The following is a 14,647-nucleotide window of genomic DNA, read 5'->3' as shown; positions in this document are numbered from 1 at the left end:
TGTTTGCGTTGGGGGGTGAGGGGGGGACTCAAGATGATGGGCTGAAGGCTGCTGTCATCCATCATTTTTCTTCCAGGTCTGGTCGATGTAGGCGAGCAGGCTGGGCAGCATTTTTTCCAGGCTGCGCAGCGTCTCTTCATACGCTGAACGGCCCTGTCCAAAAGGATCGGAAACATCTCTGCCACGCAGGGCGTCCTCGGCGGCAAATTCGGAGACAAGGTAAACTTTGTCCGCCTCTTCAGGGAACTCATCCACAATCGCAGCCATGTGGTGAGAGGACATGGCAAAGACATGCGTGGCCTGCGCCAGCGTCTGCCGGTCCAGCATGCGGCTCTGAAAGCTGGAAAGATCAATCCCGCGCTCTTTCAGCAATGCCGCCGTGTGCTTGCTGGCTGGCATTCCTGGAGCCGCCGCCACTCCCGCACTGGCCACCTGGTAGTCGGCGCGCTCTCTGACCAGGTCACGAAAAAGCGCCTCCGCCATCGGGCTGCGGCAGGTGTTGCCGGTGCAGACAAAAAGAACGTTTTTCAAGATGCTGAGCAGGGGTTGATTCGCCCCAGCCATGAATGACAAGGGGGACGCAGTGTGCCGCCACAGCCACGTTTTGTCAAAGGCGGAGCAGAAAGTGCTCATAAGCATTTTCGTGGAATATCCCGCTTGCCAAAGGGGCGAGTCATGGGCTTTCCTTCCGTTCGTCCTATTTTTCAAGCGCTTAACCCCGGATGGCGGAACGATATAAAATATATGAAAAGCTCGGCATGGGCGGCGTTGGAGCCGTTTTCCGCGCTTATGACAGCCAGTTGAAGCGCTGGGTCGCCGTCAAACGGCTGCTGACCGCCAATGAGGCCGACGTTGACAAAAACGTCGCCTCCGAGCTCCGGCGCGAGGCAGACGCGCTGGCCTCGCTGCGCAACCCGAACATCGTGACCATCTTTGATGTGGCGAGCGACGATGAGGGCCTGTTCATGGTGATGGAACTGCTGCAGGGTGAAGACCTGGCGGATGTCGTCGCTCGCGGCCCGCTGCCTTACGACGATTTCAAAGAGCTGGCTTCGCAGACTCTCGAAGGCCTTCTGGCGGCCCATCAGCACCACATCCTTCACAGGGACATCAAGCCCGAAAACATCAAGGTGGAGCGCCTGCCCGGCGGCCGCATGCAGGCAAAAATCATCGACTTTGGCCTGGCACGTGCAGGCCTGCGCGCACGCAAGCAGACCGAGGACCAGGAAGGAACGGTGATGGGGTCCATCTATTACATGGCGCCCGAACAGCTCACCCGCGAACCCGTGGACGAGCGCACCGACCTCTATTCGCTCGGCTGCGTGTTCTACGAAGCGCTTTCCGGCAGAAAGGCCTTCGACGGCAGTTCCATGGCGGAGGTGATCGACAAGCACATCGATCACCTCCTGGTGCCGCTGCATGAGATCGCCCCGCATGTGCCGCAATGGCTGGGAGCCTGGTGTGCCCGACTCATGGCCCAGAAGCCTGATGACCGCCCGGCCAATGCACAGCAGGCCATCGAAGAATTCCGCGCCTGGGAAAAAATGCCCACGATGGTGCCCTACGGCCCCTGGATGGGCATGTACGCACCGCCGCCCGTTTACATGCCGCCAGGCATGCCCCCAGGCACAGGCACAGTGCCTCTCACCGGCTACTACGCCCCTCCTGAAGTTCAGGCGCAGCCCTACTATGCGGAGCCAGTGGCCGAAGCCATACCGGTGGAGATCGTACCCGAAGCCCAGCCGGTGGTTGAACTCGCCGCCATCACGACGCCGCTGGCCCCAGCACCACGTCGGCCGGTGACCGGGCGCTCCACGGTGCAGCATCGCCAGCCATCCGTACCTCTCTCATCATCTTCGGCCTCCTTTCTTCAGACAAACGCGAAGCTGGTCAAACAGATCGCGATCATCGGCGGCGGCGTGATTGTGCTGGGCATCGGCGGCTGCTTTTTGTTCGGCAAAAAATCCGCCCCGTCCTCATCCAACCAATCGGCGCTTTCGGCCATTGGCATTTCGAACAACCCGCCCAAGACAAGCTTTCAGCTCCCGCAAGACCGTGCATTCCCCCCTGTGGACCGGGGAATCGCCCTCTTCTATGTTGGCAACACCGGCAACCTGACCAACCGCAAAGGCGAAGATGGCAAACCCGCCCAGGCCAACCCAAACGAGCCGGTGGTGGAATGGCATGACATTTCCGAACGCGGTGGCGACAACATCCTGCGAAGCTATCAAAAAAGCGCAGATTATGCCCCCAAGCGCGCGAACTGGCCGGAAGTCGCCAAAGGGGGCAGCCCCAAGCCGGGCAAAGTCGTGCTCGATTTCCACTCTCGTAATGGCAAACCCTGCATCCTGGAACTGGATGACACCGGCAGCGAAACGCAAAGCATGCCCTTCGGCACCAAGGAGACCGGTGTACCCAACGAAAAAGGGCTGACGGCCGTCGTCGCATTCCAGGCCGATGCCACCAAGCTGCCCATGCGCGTGTTTACCCTCGGCAACGACGATGGGACCACAGTGTCACTGCTGGTGGATGCAGACAAAAACCTCGTCGCGGAAGTGAAAAACGCAGGCGGCAGCCCCACGCTGACCTCCAAAGATGTGAATGGCACCCTGGCCACCCTGGCCTTCATCACCTGGAACGCCGGGTCTGGCGTCGTGGAACTCCGCGCACGCGATGCAGACGGCAAGGCCTTCGCCTCCTCGGACGGCAAGTCCACCGCTCCTGCCAAGCCCCTGAACTGGCTGCTGATCGGCCGGGGCAAAGACAGCACTGGAGACAACGTCAGCCCGCAGGATCAGTTCAGCGGCTATCTGGCCGAGCTCTTTGTATATTCCGTGATCTTGAAACCCGACCAGGCGCAGCTCATCGACGGCCGCGTGCGTGATTACTATTTCCTCACCCCGCCGCCGCCGCTCAACACAAGAATCAGGACCAAACTGGCCTGGATCGAACCGCGCAGCGCCTGGAAGCTAAGCGCCAGCCTCAAGAAGGAAGACTGCTCCAAAGCAGTGGACAGCAACACCGGCTCCCGCTGGGCCACGGGGGCGGCCACCAAAGGCGGCGAATGGTTCACGGTCGAACTCCCCAACGAAGAAAATATCGCCGGCCTCGCCCTCGACAGCATGGCCAGCATTCAGGACTACCCTCGCAAATACAAAGTCGAGGTATCAACAGATGGCACAGCCTGGACTCCTGCCGCCCAGGGAGATGGGAGCGCTGTGACCGAGATCATTTTCAAAGCACCTCTGAAAGGCCGGTTTGTGCGCATCACTCAGCTCGCCCCGTCCGGCACCGTCTGGGGAATCAACGAACTGGCGCTTTTCAAAAAGTAGCTGCTCCTGACGGAAAAGCAGCCCTTCAGTTCATGGCCGTGCAGAGCGCGCCCCGAATGGCTCCGGCCTGCTCATGACTGAGCCCGGCGGGCGCGGCCACCGCGGCGTGCACTATGCCGATCGTTGTTTCACACGGTATGACGGTAAGCACATTCCCAGACGCCAGCGGCTGGTGGATCAGCGGAGGAGGAGCACACGCGGACGTTGCATTCGCCCGTAGCGCAGCCCCCCAGGCCATCATGGTGGAAAGCACCAGACCGGCTTTCGCCTCCCCACCCCAGAGGACTTCACCATCATCACTCATGACAAGCATCTGCCCGCCATCCTCCTGAAGCACTTGCCGCGCCCAGCCGGCAAATGCAGCCAGCCGCGTCGAACGCGGTCCTGGCGGAATTTCAAATCTGGGCCGCTGCAGTGCCATGCCAGCGCGCTCCGGCGACTCATCGGTCACGGCTTCTTCGGGTAAATCCCCCCTCGTGCTCGACTCCCATTTTTCCTGCAATCCCGGAGCCACCACGGTCTTTTTTCCGTTCAAGATGGGCTCTTGTGGTACTGCATCACCCACGCGCGTCAGGATGCCGGCATCTGCCGCGTGCTGACGAATCGCGCGCAATTTGTCACGGATCCGGCTCAGGGGCAGCGCAACAGCTGCAGTGGAGGGGGGGAGCACAGGCCCCTCCTCATGCACTTCGCTCCTCAATTCTGGGAGAGGCTCGGGCTCATCTGGCACAGCCTCAGGCAGCAAGGCGGCAGCCGCCGGTCTTGCAGGCCGCTCAGGTCTGTCCATGGCAAACCCCCAGGCCTCGGCAGCACTCGCCGGCAGTTTTTCGGGGGTCGTATCCAGCTCCAGGACAGCAGATGACTCCACGGGAGAGGTCTCCATGGGAGCTATCTGCGCCACCAGCGCCTTGATCCGGTCAGCATCAATCCATGAGACTTGCATGGCCATGCTCCCTTTCTCTTTCGTGGCTCAACCCGGCGCGCTGCTCAAGCTCAGCGGCGATCTGGTCAAAAATCAGAGCCTCCGGCGGCGGATTGCGCCGTGTCAAAGCCACAGGCACCCCGAGCGCGCTCGCTTCGAGAAAGGAGGCCAGCCGGGGAATGCTTTGCTGAAACATCAGGTTGGCAGGCAGCATGTCCCGCAACTCCCGCGCCACCTTCAGGCTCATTTCGTTTTCCCGCATCACCATGGTGAGCAAAATTCCCGCGACGCGTACACCGGCACCTTCCGCACGAAACCGGGCCAGCGTCTCCAGCAGATGCGGAACACTGCGAATCGCCAGAGGCTCAGCCTGCTGGGGCAGCACCACAAAGTCACAAGCCTTCACCACAGACTCCGTGGTGCTGCTCATTCCGGCGGCCGTGTCCATCAGCACAATGTCCACCCCGCGCAGTTCGGCGCTGCGCAGCAGGTCGGCCAGCCGCGTCGGCACCTCACTCTCCGCCCAGCCCTGCCTGGCACAGTTGTCATACTGACCGGCAGGCATGATTTCCAGCTCCGGCAGCCGGGTCGCCACCACCATTTTTCCCAGGTCTCCGCCACGGACGAGAAACTCATGGAAGCCCTCCCGTGCCTTGGTGCTTTTTGCCAGTGACAGCCCCACGCCGCCCTGCGGGTCAGTGTCTATCAGGAGCACACGCCAGCCTCGCCGCGCCAGTGAATAGGCGAGGTTGATGCACAACGTGGTTTTACCCACGCCGCCTTTCTGACTCGCTGTTGCAATCGCTATCACGCGTCGATGCTAAGATGGGTTTGCCGAATGGCAAGGAAGTTGCGTGGCAGACCATTTAAGATTAAATGCTGCATGCGCCACATTGGCGCGGACCATCCCCTCGCTCCTTCACATGAACAGGCCCTTTTTGTCATTCTGCATGGCGTTCTGCCTGACGAGCCTGTCCTGTGAACGTCATACCGAGCTCAGGCGTGAGATAGCCGCACTGGACGCCCGCATCAAAAAAGACAAGGCGGACACGCTCCAGTACGAGCAGGACATCGCCGCGCTCGGCGGCAAGGAGGCGCTGCCACGCATCTCCCAGCAGGCTCAGGAGACAGAGGATCAGGTGCGCCCTCTGGAATTTGTCAACGCCCCCAGGGAGCGCAAACTCTCGGCCATTGAAAGCGGGTTCGCGATGCTGAAACCAGCCGCAGAGGCCTACAAAGCCGCAAACCTTAAATAATCCCCCTCTCGCCTGTGTTCGAATTCCGTTTCAGCACCCTTCTCAAAGCCCTGCTCTTTTTTGCCTGCGTCCTTGGCGGCTGTGACTACCTCCACACGCTCGACAAGCTCAAATCAGACCTTGCCGACCTCAAAGCCGAAGCCGACACGGCACGGGAAATCGCGGAACTGCGCAAGCAGGAATGGACCGAGCTCAAAGCAGCCAAAGACAAGCTGGCCCAAGTGAACGCACGCCTGGCAGAGATCAACCGGCAGCGCGATCTTCTGGACGCCAGGGAGCGCAAACTGACCGGAGAGGTCAAATACATGGCGGATTCCTTGGCCGCGGCCGTGGAAAAGGTGCGCTCATCCGACATCGGCACTGTGATCCCCGAACTCCGGCTGATCGGACGCCCAGCCCTGCACAACGCTAAAATATTCAAAATCAACGATGATTCAATCTCCTTCCTGCATGAAGACGGCGTTGCCAACCTGCAGGTGAAATCGGATGAACTGCCACAGGATTACGTTCTGAAGTATGATCTCGGCCCGAAATCCATTCACAACGGCTTAAATCGCCTCATCAGCGAGCTCAGAGTGGGCGCGACCAAATAAAGCCCACATAGGGCTGAGAGGCTGCGTCAATCGCCCATCGCCGTCGCGAACTTGATGCAGCATTTTTCTTGTCGATTTCGATACCCCGTGGTTTGATGAATGGGTTCGACATGAATTACCTATGCATTTTCGCTGCAATGCCAGTCATTCTGCTGGCAAGTTCCTGCAATAAAATAGAATCCCTATCTAAAGACAGGGAGGCGCTGGAGGCAGAGTTCCTGCAGAACAGCATCGAACTGCAGGGGCTCGACACTCAGTATGCAGCTTTGGATGCCCATGCTTCAGACCAAATCCAACCGGAGCAACAACATGCCGAATGGGTGAAAAAGAACACAGCCCTTCAGCAGAAGCTGGCAGATCTCAGCAAAACCTGCACCCAGGGCGACGAACTGCTTAAAAAGGTTCGGAGCAAGCTCGAAGCCTACAAGGCCCTAAGCGCCCAATAGTTTCAAACGCCCGCTTATGCTTACCTCCCCCAAGTTCTGGCTGCTGCTTCTGATCGCCTGCGCTGTCGGCTACGGCGGCTACAACGATTACACCCAAAAGCTCAAATCTGCCGAGAGCTCGCTTCAGGAGAGCAGCGCCAAGCTGACCTCGCTGCGCAACCTCATCACTCAAAAGAAAGCCCTCATTCAGCAGAAACGTGAGGACATGGAAAACAACCAGGCACTCCTGAAGGCCAGAGACATTCTCGACAAGCGGCTGGCAAAGATCAACGAGGAGCTGGCAGAGAGCGCCAAATCCTTCAAAGCGGCTGTGGAAAAAGCACGCAACGACGCCAGCGGCAAGGAACTGGGCGACATAACGATGACCAACGGCAGACTGCTGCGTGGCGTCAAAATCCGCAAAGTGGACGAAACAGGCCTCTCATTGTCGTACGCAGACGGCATCGGCACGGCATCGGTGGAGCTGATGCCTGAAAATTTGCAGCAGAAGTATGATCTGGGAACCAATGCCCTGGTCCCCAAAATGATGACGGCGCTGGCGGCCTTTCAAAGCACAGCCCCCAGTGACGTGGTCACCACCAAAAATCAGAGCCCCGAGATCAAGCCCTCGAACAACGCCTCCACCTCACCCGTCGCCAGCGCCCCACAAAGCACACCGGCACCGGCAGAGGGGGCCTCCTTTGACGCCAGGTGTCTCGTCATCATCAAAACCGACCGGGGCAGCGGCTCAGGCTTCATCGCACAAGCGGGGGGCAAAACCCATGTTTACACCAACGCACACGTCATCTGTGGCACCCCCGCTGGCTTCACCTCGAAGATTGTCAGCATCAAAACGGCCTCCGGACAGAACATTCCAGTTCCGTATGAGATTGAGCTTTCGAACAACTATGATCCCGAGGCAGCCCATGGGCTGGAAGACGTGGCAAGATTTCCGGTGTCCCTCAAAGAGGGGGAGCCCTCATACACGCTTGCAGACACCAATCTGTCCGTCAGCGTGAATCAGAGGGTAACCGCTTATGGCAACAGCCTGGGGGCCGATGCCGTGACTTCATTGAACGGCATGGTGGTGGGTCTGGGGACTGACCGCATCGAAATCAGCTGTGAAATCGTGCCCGGCAACAGCGGTGGCCCCGTCGTCCTCACAGACACCAAGCAGGTGCTTGGCATCTCGACCTATCTGAATGCAGCCAAACGCGACATTTGGACCAATGGGACTGTTTTTGACAAGGTGCGGAGATTTGCGGTCAGGCCAGACAAGGTGACCAAGTGGAGAAAAATGCAATACACCTCCCTGATGAGTTCATTGGCCGAACTGAAAGCCTTTGACCGAGATACACTGACCTTGGCCGCTGCCTGCTATCTCAATCCCAAACCCAACCGCGGGGGCTTTGATGTTCCCAGCCAGCCCCGCGGGGACTACATCATCCGCCAGGTCATCGCGGACGGGAGCAAGTACACGCTGGGCGGTGTCATCAGCAGTGGCATTACCAGGGTCAATCAAAAGCTCGGGGGCACAAAAACCACGATATCCATTTCCAACGTGGTGCCGGTGTTTGCCGAATTCTTTGCTTCCGTCGCCCAAGCCTCATCCTCGCAGATAAGCTCGCTTTCACTGGCTGACAGAGCGCCATATCTGAAGCAGTTCATTCCCGAACTGCTGGAAATCAGAAAAGCGGTTCATGCACAGTTTCTCAATGAGGGAGCCACACGCTACCGTTGAGGCGGGGCATGCTTCTCTCACTTGGTAGCACGCTCAGGACCGCAGCGGAGGCTCACCGCCTGCCTCCGCAAATCATCTCGACGCCACTCGCATCACGGGCACGGCGTCCATTCCTACGATTCTGTCACGTGCAGACGCTGAATCCCCGCATCAGACTGTTCAATGAGCGCTGTGCGGCCGGGCATGCCATTTTGCCTACCGGCAGGCACTGAATCATCATGGAATATTTCACATGCAAAAGGCTGCCTATAGGTGTACATCCATCAATAAAATTCGCCTCCGGGCAAAAACCATAATACATTTACTGAAATGCGTCGCATCTTCATTTTAACCTGCCTTGCGTTCGTCGTTTTGGGAAGCTCCTGCGACAAACCAGCCCTGCTGAACGATCAACGGCTCAAAGTCGACGCAGACTTTGAACGCGCCAAGGAGGAAATGCGCACCGTAGATGCCAAGTTCGAAGCGCTTCAGACCGCCGCTTCACCGGACGGCATGAGCTTGGAGCAACAGCATGAAAAGACCGTGAAAAAAAACGCGGAGCTGGAGGAGAAGGTCGAGTATCTCCGGCAAAAGTGCGACGAAGCCGAAGCTGCGCTGGGTGAAATCCGTCCGCGCATGGCCACCTACAAAGCCAAATACCTTTATTAAACTCCCCTGAGGTTATCATGTCCGAAGAATCAAAAATCTGGGTCTCCCTTTCCCTGCTCACCCTTCTCGTCGTCTTCTGTTTCACAGGCCAGTACCTGAGCTCTGTGGACACGGCCAATGTGGCGCTGAGTGACAGCAAATCGAGGCTGGCACTCATTCAGGACCAGCTGACGAAGAGAAAGAAATTTTGGGCCGAAAAGGAGCAGTTTGTTCAGAAGCTCAAGGCCGAGACTGAAAAAAACGCCACTCTTCTTGGGTTACGAGACACGCTGGACCAACGCTTTGACAAAGCGGACAGCGACTTGAAGCAGACTCTCGACTCCATGAGAGAATGGGTGGACAGAACGCGCAAGAATGCACCCGGCACCGATCTGGGAGAGGTGAAACTAGCCAGTGGAAAGGTTCTGCGCGGCGTCAAAATACGGAAAGTGGAAGATTCCGGCATTTCGTTCATTCACGATGACGGTGTCGGCTCCATTCCGGCAGACCAAGCCCCTGAAACCCTAAAGGAACAATATGATCTGGGACCTAATGCCCTGGTGCCCATGATTGAGAAAGCCCAGGCGGCGCTTTTTCAAAATCCTGGTGAAGAGAGCATCATAAGCCCATCCATGCCGGCCGCTCCGCCCCCCTTCGTTTCGAGCTCCCCCGCACCAAAAGCCTCGATCAAGATTGACGAAGCCAAGATCAAACGAATCAAGCTGAGGATGGCGGAGCTGGATGCAGCCATCACCAGCTATACAAATCTGGTCTCGCAGTATCGGAAAACAGCGGCAAGCCATCAGGAGCTGGCGCAGAATGCCAAATATCGGGGCACCCCGACCACCCGCCACACCGAAAATGCAAACAAAGTGCTGGCTCAAGCCGCAGCGCTGGAAAGCCAGATGGCCAGCATGCGTGAAGAACGCTCCAAGCTTGCGGTCGAGCTCGACTTTGCAGTGATGGGCAAATAAGAGCTTACTCGCTCGCCAGCTCCGGATTGAGCGGGGTGTAGTGCTCCATGTAGCCGATCATCATTTCGTCAAATGTTTGCTGCCCCCAGCGAACGGTTTTGCCGGGATCGGGGTTGGCGGGATTGGATGCGCTGTTGTCATACACAGCGGTAATCTTGACCGTGCTGCCACGCGGCAGGAAGTGCGGCGTGGCATAATCGTAGCGCAGCTGCCAGTTAAAGTCGTACTTGGGGATGTCCAGCAGAGTCTCGGTCTTGCCGTCCGGGAGGGTGACTTCAAATTTGAAGGCTTTCCCACGCACATGCATGTGCGCCATCCAGGCCATCACATTGATGTCCGTTGGCAGCTTGCGTGAGGCCGTTTCAACATGATTGGCCTCTCCCGGCGGGATGCTGATACGGGCATTGGGCAGGCCGGTGGTGTGGATGACGTACTTCGGCGGCTCTTTGGCAAACAGCAGCCCCATGCGGATGGTGTCCTCCACGGCCTTGCCATTGGGGGTGTAGTGGATCTGGAAGCTCACGGTGGCCCCGGCGGGGAGCTTGCGCGCAAAGCCTTCGGGATAGACCTGCTTGGAATTCCCAGGAACATACGCGGCCCAGTAGCCTTGCGCCCCCTCTTCCCCGCCCTGGCTCACCCGGCTGCCCTTTTCGAAAACGCTGACGATCACATGGTGCACCACTTCGCGGGCGGTCGGCAGGATCTCATAGCCACGCACCCAGCGGTCTTCGGGAAAGTCGGTGGTTACCGTCACATGCTGATAGGGCATGGTGCCCTCGGCTTTGACGGACACGGGACGTGCCCCGGCGATGATGGCATCCGGCTTTCCAATCGTCCACTCCCCTTGAAACACACGCGCTCTGGGTGCATCGGCCACATCGCCCTTCGCCCGGTCGGAAGACGCCAGCCAGGCGAGAAGGTCTGAGCGGTCTCGCTCGGAGAGAGCGCGGTCATTAGCCCAGGGAGAGTGTGCCCTGCCCTCCAGCGGCGCGGCAAACCACGGCGGCATGGCCCCACGCTCCACCTGCTTGCGGATCATCCCTGCGTGCTCGATCACATCTTCATAGGTCTCCAGAGCAAAGGGCCCAACGCCGCCTTTGTGGTGGCACTCAACGCAGTTGGCCTGCATGATGCGTGAAATGTCACGGTGGTACGTCGCCACAGTGCCCGCAACGGCTTTCTCCTGGGGGAGGTCCAGCGCGCAGCCGGGGGCGCTGGTGGCCACGACGTCCGCAGGTTCGCCGCGCAGCATCGCAGCCACGGCATCGCGCAGGTAATGATGTTGAGGAGCATCCTTGGAGTAGCCGAGCCCATACTGGTCATTGAGCGCACCGCGATAAACCAGCGTGCGTGCGGCATCGAGAAGAAAGACCTCGGTCGTGGTGGCTGCAGCAAGCTGCTGAGCAAGTTTGCCTTCCGCGTCGCTGGCAGCAGGAGAGGCCAGCTTGTGATCGGCGAGAAATTTGACGGCCTCCTCGGTCTTCTGTCCAGGCGGTACGTTCACCAGCAGCATGCCCACGCCTTTTTCCTTCAGCTCTTTTTCCAGCCGAGCCGTCTCGGGGGCAAGCTTGCCGCTGATCGGGCAGGTGGCGCTGAAGAGAGCGATGACGAGGCCGTTTTTGCCGGCGGCGCTGCTGAGTTTAAGGTCGGCTCCTGCCAGAGTCTTGAGGGTGGTGTCTGCAACCATGCGGCCCACACCATGGTCGCCCCCCTTGAGCCGCTCGGGAGCTTCCTTGAAGGTCGGGTCTTCTGAAGCGGGCTTGATCGGAGTACTCGAGACCTGGCTGCTGGCGGTGCCGGCACCGCCACGCCTGCGCAGAGCAGCCACACCTTTCTCGGCCTCGTCCAGCGTCACGTAGCCGTCTTTATCGGCATCCAGCCCGTTGAACCACTTCTGGTTTGGCAGCTCTTCGGCGGTCAGCTTGCCATCGCCGTTTTTGTCCAGTCGCTTGAACAGAATGGCCGTGGATTCGTTGCCGACTCCGCTGGCCTGCGGATTGCCAGCGAGCTTGCGCATCTTTTGCACGGCCAGCAGCGCCTCCTCGCGCGTCAGCTTGCCGTCCTTGTTCAGGTCCAGCTGGGGCAGGTATCTGGCGCCATTCATTTCATCTCCACTGATGATGCCGTCTGCGTTGAGGTCGAAAGCCTTGAACTTTTCATCGAATTCAGCCTGCTGGGCGTGGACACGCAGACCGAAGACAGAACCGGCCAGAGTCGCGCCGCCAAGGAGGATGGAGAGAACCTTTTTCATGGGAAAGTGCATGGGAACCAGCTATGTGACCTGAAGTTTCCTGCCGTATGACAGGATCATCCAGCAAAATCGCTGTTGTACGATTGACCCTGCCGCCCGGCTTCGTTTGAATCGGCCTGATGAGCAACCGCATTCTCTCCCTCCTGTCTGTCATGGCCCTGGCCGGCACCGCTGCCGCCGAGGTGTCCTATGAATTCGTTCCCAACTTCATCTCTCCGCCTCCCGGCAAGGAAACCATTGGCGACGGCCACGGGGAGATCGCGGTGGACTCCACCGGCAAGATCTACGTGAGCGTGCAGGACAAAGACCCCGCCCTGGCTGGCCTGCAGGTCTATGGCAAGGACGGCAAGTTCATCAAAACCCTGCCTCTGCCCCCTTCCCTGCATGGCTTTGTGATCCGAAAACTGGGCGATGGCGAGCACATCTACGCCGCCGTGCTGGGTGAGCAGAAAGTCATCAAGTGCAACCTGGACGGCACCGTGGTGATGGAGATCCCCACCAGCGCCTTCCCGGCCGAGCAGCGTGATTTCGTCAGTGTCACCAAGAGCGACGAAGCCGACCCGAAAAAGAAGACCCCCATCGCCTCCGGCGTGAAGATCGCTGACTCCAAAACGGAGATCACCCTGAAACTCGCTGACGGCACGGAGAAAAAAATCGCGAAAGAGAAAGGCGTGGGCGCTGCCGGCGGCCTCAAGCTGACCAACTGCGATGTGGCCCCCAATGGCGACATCTACGTGGTGGACGGCTACGGCCGCAGCTTCATCTTCGTGTTCAGTGCAGATGGCAAATTCAAGAGCGTCTTTGGCGGCCCTGACAAGCCGCTTGCTCTGGCCAACGCCCACAAGATCTTCATCGACACCCGCTTTGAGCCCGCCCGCGTGATGATCTGCGACCGCGGTCACAAGCGGATGCTGCACACCGACCTTGCAGGCAATTTCATCAGCGAGATTGCCACCGAAATGCGCAACCCCAGCTCCGCCAGCTTCCACGGCGACCTGATGTGCGTGGCCGAGATCGCCGGCAATGTCAGCGTGTGGGACAAGGCCAACAAGCGTGTCGCCGATCTGGGCACCAGCCCGGCGCTGACCAACACCCCCGGCATTCCTCCGCAGGACTGGAAGCAGGGCATCGTCACGAGCCCGCACGGCATCACCTTTGACAACGACGGCAACATCCTCGAGACCGAGTGGAACAAGTGGGGCCGTGTGCTGAAGTGGAACGTGAAGAAGTAATGATGCGCCTTGTGCGATCCATCCTCATTCTCGCCACAGGGGGAGCCGTTCTGGCCCCCCTGTGTGCTTTGGGGCACGGGGCGGAATTTCTCAGTGCCAAGCTCACGCTGCTGCCTGAGGCCGAAGTGCTGCTGGAGATCACCGCGGACTACGGCAGCAATCCCCTCATCATGGATGAAGCCGCAGCGCTGGAGGCACTGGCAGATCCGGTGCGCCTGCGGCAAGGTGACGTGCTGACGCCGCTCAACTCTGTGGGCAAAGCTCGCATTTCAGAGCACCACAACTGGGCGGATTACGCACCCGCCGCCTATCTACCCTCTGGCACGGAAGGCGAGGAGCATGCCTTGATCACTTCGTCATGGAGGTGGCGCAGCAGCGAGCCGGAGATCGTCTTTGAAATGCAGAAGGGCAAACTGCACGATGTGCTGCTCTGGACCCAGGATCTGTCGCATCCGGAAACGCCTCCCCGCTGGATGCTCCTGCTGGCGGGAGACCGCTCCCGCCCCATTCCCATCCAGCAGACACCGTGGTGGCGGGGCTGGATGGCGGCCGCAGGAGCAGGCGGCCTTTTTTTGCTAGTCGGGGCTTACTTCGTCTCGCGGAACTTCACATTGCGCCAGCGCACGCTGTAGGGGCCGGTGCCCGCCTTGATGCCATGCACCTGGAAGCCGATGTAGCCCTCGGGGTCATTCGGCTGGGCAAAGTCAGCAGCGGGCACTCCATTGACGAAGCTCTGGTAGTGATCGCCCTTTACGACGATGCGGTAGTGATTCCACTCACCTTTTTTAAAGGCTGCCTTGGCGGCGTCGGTGCGCACGGCTTCGGTTTTCGTCAGAATGCTCCACCAGGTGCCACGACGGGCTTCATCATAGAAATCGCCGGCAGTGCCGTTGATCGCGATCTCGCACTGTGGTCCGTAGAGACGGCCGGCGGGAAGCTTGCCTTTGGCCCCTTCGGGCACCGGATCGCCCTCTTTGGCAATGTGGCTGCGCACCTGGACCCCGGAATTCAGCGCATCGTCCACATTCACTTCAAATTCGAGTTCGAAGTCTTTAAAGGGACCGATGGCGAGAAAGGTGTTGGGGCTGCCCTCCGTGGTGGTGCCGGTCAGCACGCCGTTTTCCACTTTGTAAGTAGCCTTGCCGCTGATGATCTGGCCGCCTTGGAGGGAGCCATCGGCAAACCAGTTTTGCCACTCTTCGCTTTTGGTTTCGGCATGCAGGTTGAAGAGGGCAAAACCCAGCAGGGCGGCGGGAAGTGTAACGGTGAAGTAGCGTTTCATAGGTGATTGGGA

Annotated in this window: 14 protein-coding genes; 9 read left to right on the top strand and 5 right to left on the bottom strand. The window is 59.2% G+C overall.

What is annotated here, in order from left to right; translation table 11 throughout:
• Positions 1–54: 54 nt before the first annotated feature.
• Entirely contained in the window at positions 55–531 is a 477-nt protein-coding gene (locus tag ACFQDI_RS07305; protein ID WP_377164947.1) for a low molecular weight protein arginine phosphatase, read from the bottom strand.
• Positions 532–722: 191 nt separating this feature from the next.
• Here ACFQDI_RS07305 and ACFQDI_RS07300 point away from each other — a divergent pair, with 191 nt between their 5' ends.
• Entirely contained in the window at positions 723–3,332 is a 2,610-nt protein-coding gene (locus tag ACFQDI_RS07300) for a protein kinase domain-containing protein (RefSeq protein WP_377164945.1), read from the top strand.
• A gap of 25 nt (positions 3,333–3,357) precedes the next feature.
• Here ACFQDI_RS07300 and ACFQDI_RS07295 read toward each other — a convergent pair whose 3' ends face one another.
• Both ACFQDI_RS07295 and ACFQDI_RS07290 read right to left on the bottom strand, forming a co-directional pair.
• Positions 3,358–4,275, bottom strand: a complete 918-nt coding sequence (locus tag ACFQDI_RS07295) for a hypothetical protein (RefSeq protein WP_377164943.1) — start codon at positions 4,273–4,275, stop codon at positions 3,358–3,360.
• The gene (locus ACFQDI_RS07290) at positions 4,256–5,065 is read right to left on the bottom strand and encodes a ParA family protein (RefSeq protein ID WP_377164941.1); all 810 of its coding nucleotides are present in this window, start codon (positions 5,063–5,065) and stop codon (positions 4,256–4,258) included. The genes ACFQDI_RS07295 and ACFQDI_RS07290 overlap by 20 nt, the downstream gene beginning before the upstream one ends.
• Positions 5,066–5,177: 112 nt before the next feature.
• Here ACFQDI_RS07290 and ACFQDI_RS07285 point away from each other — a divergent pair, with 112 nt between their 5' ends.
• The 6 genes from ACFQDI_RS07285 (at position 5,178) to ACFQDI_RS07260 (ending at position 9,870) form a co-directional block, all read left to right on the top strand.
• Complete coding sequence (locus ACFQDI_RS07285) at positions 5,178–5,510, top strand: hypothetical protein (RefSeq protein ID WP_377164939.1); 333 nt, start codon at positions 5,178–5,180, stop codon at positions 5,508–5,510.
• A 14-nt stretch (positions 5,511–5,524) separates the two neighbouring features.
• On the top strand, positions 5,525–6,103 hold the full coding sequence (locus tag ACFQDI_RS07280) for a hypothetical protein (RefSeq protein ID WP_377164937.1): 579 nt from the start codon (positions 5,525–5,527) through the stop codon (positions 6,101–6,103).
• A 137-nt stretch (positions 6,104–6,240) separates the two neighbouring features.
• The gene (locus ACFQDI_RS07275) at positions 6,241–6,549 is read left to right on the top strand and encodes a hypothetical protein (protein WP_377164935.1); all 309 of its coding nucleotides are present in this window, start codon (positions 6,241–6,243) and stop codon (positions 6,547–6,549) included.
• 16 nt (positions 6,550–6,565) lie between these two features.
• The gene (locus ACFQDI_RS07270; RefSeq protein WP_377164933.1) at positions 6,566–8,269 is read left to right on the top strand and encodes a trypsin-like peptidase domain-containing protein; all 1,704 of its coding nucleotides are present in this window, start codon (positions 6,566–6,568) and stop codon (positions 8,267–8,269) included.
• Between the two features lie 309 nt (positions 8,270–8,578).
• On the top strand, positions 8,579–8,917 hold the full coding sequence (locus tag ACFQDI_RS07265) for a hypothetical protein (RefSeq protein ID WP_377164931.1): 339 nt from the start codon (positions 8,579–8,581) through the stop codon (positions 8,915–8,917).
• Positions 8,918–8,934: 17 nt separating this feature from the next.
• Positions 8,935–9,870: a hypothetical protein gene (locus ACFQDI_RS07260; RefSeq protein ID WP_377164929.1), complete on the top strand. Its 936-nt coding sequence runs from the start codon at positions 8,935–8,937 to the stop codon at positions 9,868–9,870.
• Positions 9,871–9,874: 4 nt separating this feature from the next.
• Here the strand turns inward: ACFQDI_RS07260 and ACFQDI_RS07255 are convergent, their stop codons facing one another.
• Entirely contained in the window at positions 9,875–12,121 is a 2,247-nt protein-coding gene (locus ACFQDI_RS07255) for a redoxin family protein (protein WP_377164927.1), read from the bottom strand.
• Positions 12,122–12,240: 119 nt separating this feature from the next.
• On the opposite strand from ACFQDI_RS07255, the gene ACFQDI_RS07250 reads away from it, so the two are divergent.
• Together ACFQDI_RS07250 and ACFQDI_RS07245 are read left to right on the top strand one after the other, a co-directional pair.
• The gene (locus ACFQDI_RS07250; protein ID WP_377164925.1) at positions 12,241–13,353 is read left to right on the top strand and encodes an NHL repeat-containing protein; all 1,113 of its coding nucleotides are present in this window, start codon (positions 12,241–12,243) and stop codon (positions 13,351–13,353) included.
• Positions 13,354–13,364: 11 nt separating this feature from the next.
• Positions 13,365–13,985 (top strand): hypothetical protein, encoded by a 621-nt coding sequence (locus ACFQDI_RS07245; RefSeq protein ID WP_377164923.1) that lies wholly within the window; start codon positions 13,365–13,367, stop codon positions 13,983–13,985.
• On the opposite strand, the gene ACFQDI_RS07240 is transcribed toward ACFQDI_RS07245, so the two are convergent.
• Positions 13,940–14,635: a 3-keto-disaccharide hydrolase gene (locus tag ACFQDI_RS07240; protein ID WP_377164921.1), complete on the bottom strand. Its 696-nt coding sequence runs from the start codon at positions 14,633–14,635 to the stop codon at positions 13,940–13,942. The genes ACFQDI_RS07245 and ACFQDI_RS07240 overlap by 46 nt on opposite strands.
• Between the last annotated feature and the right edge of the window lie 12 nt (positions 14,636–14,647).

Source organism: Prosthecobacter fluviatilis (assembly GCF_042655725.1).
Taxonomy (GTDB): domain Bacteria; phylum Verrucomicrobiota; class Verrucomicrobiia; order Verrucomicrobiales; family Verrucomicrobiaceae; genus Prosthecobacter; species Prosthecobacter fluviatilis.
Note: the sequence above shows the minus strand (reverse complement) of the source record. Positions and strands in the feature narration are given on the sequence as shown.